Origin of the sequence: Streptomyces sp. NPDC001530, from assembly GCF_042894545.1 — a bacterium.
In the GTDB taxonomy this organism is placed as follows: Bacteria; Actinomycetota; Actinomycetes; order Streptomycetales; family Streptomycetaceae; genus Streptomyces.
In genome coordinates this window covers 60,522-69,463 of record NZ_JBIAVS010000039.1, presented here as the reverse complement: position 1 = coordinate 69,463, position 8,942 = coordinate 60,522, and the positions used below count along the sequence as shown (strand labels likewise).

7 protein-coding genes are annotated in these 8,942 nt (G+C 71.6%); 5 read left to right on the top strand and 2 right to left on the bottom strand.

Going from position 1 to position 8,942, the window contains the following annotated elements:
- On the top strand, positions 1 to 465 hold a 465-nt coding region (locus tag ACFY0T_RS46890), incomplete at its 5' end, for a biotin/lipoyl-containing protein (protein WP_388884690.1).
- Between the two features lie 226 nt (positions 466 to 691).
- Here ACFY0T_RS46890 and ACFY0T_RS46885 read toward each other — a convergent pair.
- Positions 692 to 1,654: a DeoR/GlpR family DNA-binding transcription regulator gene (locus tag ACFY0T_RS46885; RefSeq protein WP_388884689.1), complete on the bottom strand. Its 963-nt coding sequence runs from the start codon at positions 1,652 to 1,654 to the stop codon at positions 692 to 694.
- A 178-nt stretch (positions 1,655 to 1,832) separates the two neighbouring features.
- Positions 1,833 to 3,281: an NAD(P)H-quinone dehydrogenase gene (locus ACFY0T_RS46880; RefSeq protein WP_388884688.1), complete on the bottom strand. Its 1,449-nt coding sequence runs from the start codon at positions 3,279 to 3,281 to the stop codon at positions 1,833 to 1,835.
- Positions 3,282 to 3,389: 108 nt separating this feature from the next.
- On the opposite strand from ACFY0T_RS46880, the gene ACFY0T_RS46875 reads away from it, so the two are divergent.
- From ACFY0T_RS46875 to ACFY0T_RS46860, 4 genes are all read left to right on the top strand, one after another.
- Positions 3,390 to 3,827, top strand: a complete 438-nt coding sequence (locus ACFY0T_RS46875) for a gamma-glutamylcyclotransferase (RefSeq protein WP_189191684.1) — start codon at positions 3,390 to 3,392, stop codon at positions 3,825 to 3,827.
- Positions 3,828 to 4,141: 314 nt separating this feature from the next.
- Positions 4,142 to 4,966 carry a purine-nucleoside phosphorylase gene (locus ACFY0T_RS46870; RefSeq protein WP_388884687.1) on the top strand — a complete coding sequence of 275 codons (825 nt, stop codon included), beginning with the start codon at positions 4,142 to 4,144 and terminating at the stop codon, positions 4,964 to 4,966.
- Positions 4,967 to 5,784: 818 nt separating this feature from the next.
- The gene (locus tag ACFY0T_RS46865; RefSeq protein ID WP_388884686.1) at positions 5,785 to 7,416 is read left to right on the top strand and encodes a phospho-sugar mutase; all 1,632 of its coding nucleotides are present in this window, start codon (positions 5,785 to 5,787) and stop codon (positions 7,414 to 7,416) included.
- A 305-nt stretch (positions 7,417 to 7,721) separates the two neighbouring features.
- The gene (locus ACFY0T_RS46860) at positions 7,722 to 8,933 is read left to right on the top strand and encodes a hypothetical protein (protein WP_388884685.1); all 1,212 of its coding nucleotides are present in this window, start codon (positions 7,722 to 7,724) and stop codon (positions 8,931 to 8,933) included.
- The last annotated feature ends 9 nt before the right edge of the window (positions 8,934 to 8,942 follow it).

Genomic DNA, 8,942 nt, shown 5'->3' with positions numbered 1-8,942 from the left:
TCCCCGTTCACGGTCCACACCCGCTGGATCGAGACCGAGTTCGTCAACGAGATCCCCGCCTTCACCGCCCCGGCCGACACCGAGACCGACGAGGAACCGGGCCGCGAGACCGTCGTCGTCGAGGTCGGCGGCAAGCGCCTGGAGGTCTCCCTCCCCTCCTCGCTCGGCATGAGCCTGGCCCGCACCGGGCTGGCCGCCGGCGCCAAGCCCAAGCGCCGCGCCGCCAAGAAGTCCGGCCCCGTCGCCTCCGGCGACACCCTCGCCTCCCCCATGCAGGGCACCATCGTCAAGGTGGCGGTCGAGGAGGGCCAGGAGGTCAAGGAGGGCGACCTGGTCGTCGTCCTGGAAGCCATGAAGATGGAACAGCCCCTCAACGCCCACCGCTCCGGCACCATCAAGGGCCTCAGCGCAGAGGTCGGCGCCTCCATCACCTCAGGCGCCGCGATCTGCGAAATCAAGGACTGAGCCCCTGACAGAGGCCCTCAAGACCCCTAAAAGAGCCCTCAAGAGGCACTCGCACGACACGAAGCGCCCGGCGGGCTGAAACAGCCCGCCGGGCGCTTCGCGCGCAGAAGGCTGCCGGTCCGGAAGGCGCGAGGCGGCGATTGGCAATTCCGGGCCACGCGAACCGGAACATTCCGGGCACATGGTGGCCCAAATCGGCCAATCCCTCCCTCCTGCCGACCAGAGATCAGCGGCGGCGGAGGTCTGCCACCCTTGCGCGCTCCGACTGGGGCTGGTCGCCCAGGACCGTGGCGCTGCGTAGTTGGGGGGCTGTGCCCGGTACGCCGCGGCGTGGGCCGGGGAGGGGTACGTCCCGGCGTGGCTGGCGCCCCGCCGGGACGGGATCGCCTCCCGCGCCGCCCGAAGCGGATGACCCGGCCACCGCGATCTGTACGCCCTGGTCCGCCAGGGCCTGCAGCTCGGTGACCGCGCGGTCGTCGTGCCCTGGAGGCTCATCCGTGACCAGGCGGGTGATCAAGTCGGTCGGCACGGTCTGGAACATCGTGTCGGTACCGAGCTTGGTGTGGTCGGCGAGGACGACGACCTCGGCGGCGGCCTGGACCAGCGCGCGGTCGACCGAGGCCGACAGCATGTTGGACGTGGACAGACCGCGCTCGGCCGTGAGCCCGCTCCCGGAGAGGAAGGCCCGGGAGACGCGCAGCCCCTGGAGGGACTGCTCGGCGCCGGAGCCGACCAGGGCGTAGTTGGAACCGCGCAGGGTGCCGCCGGTCATCACGACCTCGACGCGGTTGGCGTGGGCCAACGCCTGAGCCACCAAGAGGGAGTTGGTGACGACGGTCAGCCCGGGGACCCGCGCGAGCCGGCGCGCCAGCTCCTGCGTGGTGGTCCCCGCTCCCACCACAATGGCCTCGCCCTCTTCGACGAGACCCGCGGCGAGATCGGCGATGGCCGTCTTCTCGGCGGTCGCGAGATGCGATTTCTGCGGAAAGCCGGACTCCCGCGTAAACCCGCCCGGCAATACCGCACCGCCGTGCCGGCGGTCGAGGAGTCCTTCTGCCTCCAGTGCGCGCACGTCCCGCCGTACGGTCACTTCGGAGGTCTGGACGACGCGGGCGAGCTCACGGAGCGACACGGCTCCATTCGCTCGCACCATTTCGAGGATCAATTGGCGACGTTCTGCAGCGAACACGAAACTGACAGTAACCCCAACGACCGTCTGCTTTCAGCAGTTTGCGCCGAATAACAGAAGTTGTTCGCATGGCAGGGCGCGAAGTGGTATAGGCGCCTACTCGCGCCGCCTATGCCGTACGAATGGTCGACGACTCCCCGTGACCAGCGCGGACCCGGCGGGGAGTCGCCCGAAGGGCTCAGCTCTCGCCCGTGGCCTTCCGGGTGTGCAACTGCCGTGCCACCTCGGCGATCGAGCCCGACAGGGAGGGGTACACGGTGAACGCGTTCGCGATCTGTTCGACGGTCAGGTTGTTGTCGACCGCGATCGAGATCGGATGGATCAGTTCCGAGGCGCGCGGCGCCACGACCACACCGCCCACCACGATGCCGGTGCCGGGGCGGCAGAAGATCTTGACGAAGCCGTCGCGGATGCCCTGCATCTTCGCGCGCGGGTTGCGCAGGAGGGGGAGCTTCACGACACGGGCGTCGATCTTGCCGGCGTCGACGTCGGCCTGCGTGTAGCCGACGGTGGCGATCTCGGGGTCGGTGAAGACGTTGGACGAGACCGTCTTCAGGTTCAGCGGGGCCACCGCGTCGCCCAGGAAGTGGTACATGGCGATACGTCCCTGCATGGCGGCGACGGACGCGAGGGCGAAGACGCCGGTCACGTCACCGGCCGCGTACACGCCGGGGGCGCTGGTACGGGACACCTTGTCGGTCCAGATGTGCCCGGACTCCCTGACCTTCACCCCGGCCTCCTCCAGGCCCATCCCGCTGCTGTTCGGAATGGCACCGACGGCCATCAGGCAGTGCGAGCCGCTGATGACCCGGCCGTCGGAGAGCGTGACCTCGACGCGGTCGCCGACCCGCTTGGCGGACTCGGCGCGGGAGCGGGCCATCACGTTCATGCCGCGGCGGCGGAAGACGTCCTCCAGGACGGCCGCGGCGTCCGGGTCCTCGCCGGGCAGCACGCGGTCGCGGGAGGAGACGAGGGTCACCTTCGACCCGAGCGCCTGGTAGGCGCCGGCGAACTCGGCTCCGGTGACACCGGAGCCGACGACTATGAGTTCCCCGGGGAGCTCGTCGAGGTCGTAGACCTGGGTCCAGTTCAGGATCCGCTCGCCGTCGGGCTGGGCGTCGGGGAGCTCACGCGGGTGACCACCGGTGGCGATGAGTACGGCGTCGGCGGTGAGCGTCTCCTCGGTGCCGTCCACGGCCCGGACGACGACCTTGCGCGAGCCGTCCAGGGCCTGCATGCCTTCGAGCCGCCCGCGACCGCGCAGGACGCGCGCGCCGGCGCGCGTCACGGAGGCCGTGATGTCGTGCGACTGCGCGAGCGCGAGGCGCTTCACACGGCGGTTGACTTTGCCGAGGTCCACGCCGACGACGCGGGCCGCCTGCTCCATGGGGGGCGTGTCGTCGGCGACGATGATCCCCAGCTCCTCGTACGAGGAGTCGAAGGTGGTCATCACCTCGGCCGTAGCGATAAGGGTCTTCGACGGCACGCAGTCGGTGAGCACCGACGCCCCGCCCAGACCGTCGCAGTCGACGACGGTCACCTCCGCGCCGAGCTGCGCTGCTACCAGCGCCGCTTCATATCCGCCGGGTCCGCCACCAATGATCACGATCCGAGTCACGTACTCCATTGTCCCGCACGCCTCCAGGTGCTTCCGCCCTGGGGCCGGAGTCGGTGGTATTCGAGCTCCTTCTGTTACGCGAGGGACGCGGGTGTTCGCTGCCGTACCCTCGACCCCATGTCGCTCTACGCCGCGTACGCCGGCAATCTCGACCCGCGGCTCATGACGCGCCGCGCTCCCCATTCGCCGCTGCGCGCCACCGGCTGGCTGAACGGCTGGCGGCTGACCTTCGGGGGCGAGCACATGGGCTGGGAGGGCGCGCTCGCGACGATCGTCGAGGCACCGCGGTCCCAGGTCTTCGTGGCGCTGTACGACATCGCACCCCTGGACGAGGACTCCATGGACCGCTGGGAGGGCGTGGGCCTCGACATCTACCGCCGGATGCGCGTACGCGTGCACACGCTGGAGGGGGAGGAGCCGGCGTGGGTGTACGTACTGAACGGGTACGAGGGGGGACTCCCCTCGGCGCGGTACCTGGGCGAGATCGCCGACGCGGCGGAGTCGGCGGGGGCGCCGCACGACTATGTGATGGAGCTGCGCAAGCGGCCGTGCTGAGCGGCGCCGTCGAGCCGGGCGAGCCGACTTGCTGAACTGCGTTTCCGAGCTGCGCAAGCGGCCGTGCTGAGCTGCGCCATTGAGCTGTGCCGACGCCCTTGCCCCGCTACGTCGTCGCGACGTCATTGCACTGGGCGGGTGCGTCTGTCGCGCCACGTCGTCGAGCTCGGGGAGCACCCTGTGGAGTCTCGTCCGAAAGGGCGGTCGTTGCCCCTCTTTGCCCCCGCTCTTGTTGGAAACGACAAGACAACGATCGCAAGACCGTGAGCTCTGTCATCTACGCGCGTAGGCCTGGACCAGCTACCCTCATGCGCGTGAACGCATCTCTTCTTCCGGACGACATCCAGGGCGACCCCTACGCCGCCGCCGACGCCGCCGCCGCGCGCCTGCGGGAGCTCACGGGCGCCGAGACCCATGACGTCGCCCTCGTGATGGGCTCCGGCTGGGCGCCGGCCGTGGACGCGCTCGGCTCTCCCGAGGCCGAGTTCCAGGTCACCGAGCTGCCCGGGTTCCCCCCGCCGGCGGTCGAGGGTCACGGCGGCAAGATCCGCTCGTACCGGATCGGCGACAAGCGGGCCCTGGTCTTCCTGGGCCGCACCCACTACTACGAGGGCCGCGGGGTCGCCGCCGTCGCGCACGGCGTGCGGACCGCCGTCGCCGCCGGCTGCAAGACCATCGTGCTCACCAACGGCTGCGGTGGTCTGCGCGAGGGCATGCGGCCCGGCCAGCCGGTGCTGATCAGCGACCACATCAACCTGACGGCGACGTCGCCGATCGTCGGGGCGAACTTCGTGGACCTCACCGACCTGTACTCGCCCCGTCTGCGGGCCCTGTGCAAGGAGGTCGACCCCAGCCTGGAGGAGGGCGTCTACGCGCAGTTCCCCGGGCCGCACTACGAGACGCCGGCCGAGATCCGGATGGCTCGGGTCATCGGTGCGGACCTCGTCGGCATGTCGACGACGCTCGAGGCCATCGCCGCCCGGGAGGCCGGCGCCGAGGTCCTCGGCATCTCACTGGTCACCAACCTCGCCGCCGGCATGACGGGCGAGCCCCTCAACCACGAGGAGGTCCTCCAGGCAGGCCGCGACTCCGCCGCCCGCATGGGCGAACTCCTGACCCAGGTGCTGGACCGCCTGTAGGCGGTGGGCTTTTTTCGCCCCCGCCGCCCCTACCCATTCCCGTCCCCTGGGGCTCCGCCCCAGACCCCGCCGAGGCGGCGCCGTCCCTAGGGGCACCGTCAGGGGGGAGCCCCCGGCCCCAACCCGGGGCTCTGCCCCTGGACCCCGCCGGGGCTCCGCCCCAGGACCCCGTCAGGAGTTCTGCCCCCTGAACCGCCCGGGCCCGCCCCTCGACCCCCTCAGGGACTTTGCCCCCTGACCCCCGGGGGCTCCGCCCCTCGACCCCGTCAGGAGCTCCGCCCCCCGAACCGCCCGGGGCTCCGCCCCTGAACCCCATCAGGAGTTCTGCCCCCTGAACCGCCCGGGCCCGCCCCTCGACCCCCTCAGGGACTTTGCCCCCTGACCCCCGGGGGGCTCCACCCCTCGCCCCCGTCAGAAGCTCCACCCCCCGAACCGCCCGGGGCTCCGCCCCTGAACCCCATCAGGAGTTCTGCCCCCTGACCCCCTGGGGGCTCCACCCCTCGCCCCCGTCAGAAGCTCCACCCCCTGAACCCCCTGGAGCTCCGCCCTCCGCCCCCGAACCCGCCAAGGGGGCTCCCCCTGCACGCCCGCTCCTCAACCCCCGGCCGGGCTGAAACCCTTCAGCCCAGGCCCGTGCTCTTCAGCCCGTCCGGCGTTTGAGGACGAGGCCGTTGAGGCCGATAGGGGGTCCAGGGGGCGGAGCCCCTTGGCGGGGTCTGGGGCGGAGCCCCGGGGGACGGGAATGGGTAGGGGCGGCGGGGGCGGAAGAAACCCGGCGCACACAGCGACGTACGAACGAAGAGAGAGGTGCACCCGAGGTGCAGGACGAACTCATCGCACGGGCCAAGGCGTGGCTGGCCGAGGACCCCGACGCGGAAACCCGCGACGAACTCGCCAAGCTCATCGCCACCGAGGACGTCACAGAGCTCGCCGCCCGCTTCAGCGGCACCCTCCAGTTCGGCACCGCCGGCCTCAGAGGCGAACTCGGCGCCGGCCCCATGCGCATGAACCGCTCGGTCGTCATCCGTGCCGCCGCGGGCCTCGCCGCCTACCTGAAGGCGAAGGGCCAGACCGACGGCCTCGTGGTCATCGGCTACGACGCCCGCCACAAGTCCGCGGACTTCGCCCGCGACACCGCGGCCGTGATGACGGGCGCGGGGCTGCGCGCCGCCGTACTGCCCCGCCCCCTCCCCACCCCCGTCCTCGCCTACGCCATAAGGCACCTCGGCGCGGCGGCGGGCGTGGAGGTCACCGCCAGCCACAACCCGCCCCGCGACAACGGCTACAAGGTCTACCTGGGCGACGGTTCGCAGATCGTCCCCCCGGCGGACGCGGAGATCGCCGCCGAGATCGCCGCCATCACCACCCTCAGCACGGTCCCGCGCCCCGACTCCGGCTGGGAAACCCTCGACGAGGGCGTCCTGGACGCCTACCTGGCCCGTACGGACGCCGTACTGGCCGAGGGGTCGCCCCGCACCGCCCGCACCGTCTACACGGCGATGCACGGCGTCGGCAAGGACGTACTGCTCGCGGCGTTCGCCCGGGCGGGCTTCCCGGCCCCGGTCCTCGTCGCCGAACAGGCCGAGCCCGACCCCGACTTCCCCACCGTCGCCTTCCCCAACCCGGAAGAGCCCGGCGCCATGGACCTCGCCTTCGCCAAGGCCCGCGAGACCGACCCCGACCTGATCATCGCGAACGACCCCGACGCCGACCGCTGCGCGGTGGCCGTCAAGGACGGCGCGGACTGGCGGATGCTGCGCGGCGACGAGGTCGGCGCGCTGCTCGCCCAGCACCTCGTGAACCGAGGTGCGCGCGGCACGTTCGCCGAGTCGATCGTCTCCTCCGCCCTCCTCGGCCGGATCGCCGAAAAGGCGGGGCTGCCGTACGAGGAGACCCTGACGGGCTTCAAGTGGATCGCCCGCGTGGAGGGACTGCGGTACGGCTACGAGGAGGCGCTCGGCTACTGCGTCGACCCGGACGGCGTACGCGACAAGGACGGCATCACCGCCGCCCTCCTCATCACCGAGCTCGCCTCCGAGCTCAAGGAGCAGAGCCGTACGCTGCTCGACCTCCTCGACGACATCGCCGTCGAGTACGGCCTGCACGCCACCGACCAGCTCTCGGTCCGCGTCGAGGACCTGTCGATCATCGCGAACGCCATGCGGCGGCTGCGCGAACAGCCGCCCACGCGGCTCGCGGGTCTGGCGATCACCAAGTCCGAGGACCTCACCAAGGGCACGGACAAGCTGCCGCCCACGGACGGCCTGCGCTACACCCTGGACGGCGCCCGCGTCATCGTCCGCCCGAGCGGCACGGAGCCGAAGCTGAAGTGCTACCTGGAGGTCGTGGTGCCCGTCGGCACCCGGGACAACCTCCCGGCGGCCCACGCGAAGGCCGCCGAACTGCTGTCGGCGATCAAGCGGGACCTGTCGGCCGCGGCCGGCATCTGAGTCCGACAGTCCGGCCAGTGGGACAGTCCCGCCAGTCGGACAGTCCAGCCAGTCGGACAGCCGCCCAATAGCCCGACACCACCGTGTGGGTCCATCGAGCAGATGGACCCACACAGAGCACACAGAGCACACAGAGCGAATCTCCCCTCTCGCGATCGCGACAGAGCGTTCCCCCTGTCGCGGCGATCCCCTCGCGCCCCTTATGGGTGATTTCCGCAGGGCAGTTGACGCAGCGCTCCCGTGCGCCGCCGGAAGACCGAGGAACGGTTACCGGTAGCGCACCACCGAGTCCCAGGAGCTGCCGCGTGCCCTCGACCGCTTCCCGGCCGACATCCACCCCACCCCGGAACGCCCCGACCGGACTCGTCCCGCACACCCGGCGCCCCTTGCGGGACACCGTCCCGGCAGCCAGAGTCCGCGCCCATCTGCGCCGCGCGGCCCCCGCCCTCCTCGCCTACGCGGCCGTACGCCTCACCTGCCTGCTCGTGCTCGCCCTGTGGGCCCACCGCCGGCACCACGGCGTCTGGCCGATCCTGGCGGCACAGTGGGACGCGGACTGGTACCTGGGCATCGCCGACCACGGCTACACGCACCACCTGGGCACCGCGTACGACGCGAACAACCTCGCCTTCTTCCCGCTCTACCCCGTCCTGGTCAAGGCCGTCGCGGTACTGACGCCGGGCACGCGCGCGACGACGGGGCTGGTGATCGCGGTCGCGTGCTCCTTCCTCGCCGCCTGGGGGATCCATTCGGTGGGCAGCCATCTGCACGACCGCCGCGTGGGCGTGCTGCTGACCGTCCTGTGGGCGGCCCTCCCGGTGGGCCTGGTCGAGTGGATGGGCTACACGGAGTCGCTGTTCACGGCGTTCGCCGCGTGGTCGCTGTACGCGGTGCTCACCGGCCGCTGGCTGTGGGCGGGTGCGCTGGCGGCGCTGGCGGGGCTGACCCGTCCGACGGGCATCGCGGTGGCGGCGGCGGTCACCGTGACGGCCCTGCTCTCGCTCCGCCGCGGGTTCTCGGCCCGCGCGCTCGCGGCCGCCGCCCTCGCCCCCGCCGGCTGGCTCGCGTACGTCGGCTGGGTGGGCCTGCGCCTGGGCCGCTGGGACGGCTACTTCGCCGTACAGCGGCTGTGGCACAACGAGTGGGACGGCGGCGTGGAGACCCTGCGCCGGCTGCGGGAGGTTCTGGGGCACGACTCGACGCCCGAGCTGTTCCTGGTGATGGTGACCCTGACGCTGCTCGCGTCGATGGCGCTGTACGTCCTCTCCGCGTGGGACCGCCAGCCGCTCCCCCTGCTGGTCTTCACCGGGGTCCTGCTGCTGATCGTCCTCGGCAGCGGCGGCGTCTACTTCCCGCGCGCCCGCTTCCTCCTCCCCGGCTTCCCGCTCCTCCTCCCGCCGGCCCTGCACCTCGCCCGCGCCTCGCCCCGCTTCCGGGCCCTGGGCCTGACGGTCGCGATCCTGGGCTCGGCCTACTGCAGCGCGTACATGACGCTGGTGTGGCCGAGCGCGCCCTGAGCAACAGGA

Bases quoted from the DNA above. Each gene is read 5' to 3' on its own strand.
- ACFY0T_RS46880 (WP_388884688.1), bottom strand. From the start codon at position 3,281: ATGGAGTACGTGACTCGGATCGTGATCATTGGTGGCGGACCCGGCGGA.
- ACFY0T_RS46875 (WP_189191684.1), top strand. From the start codon at position 3,390: ATGTCGCTCTACGCCGCGTACGCCGGCAATCTCGACCCGCGGCTCATG.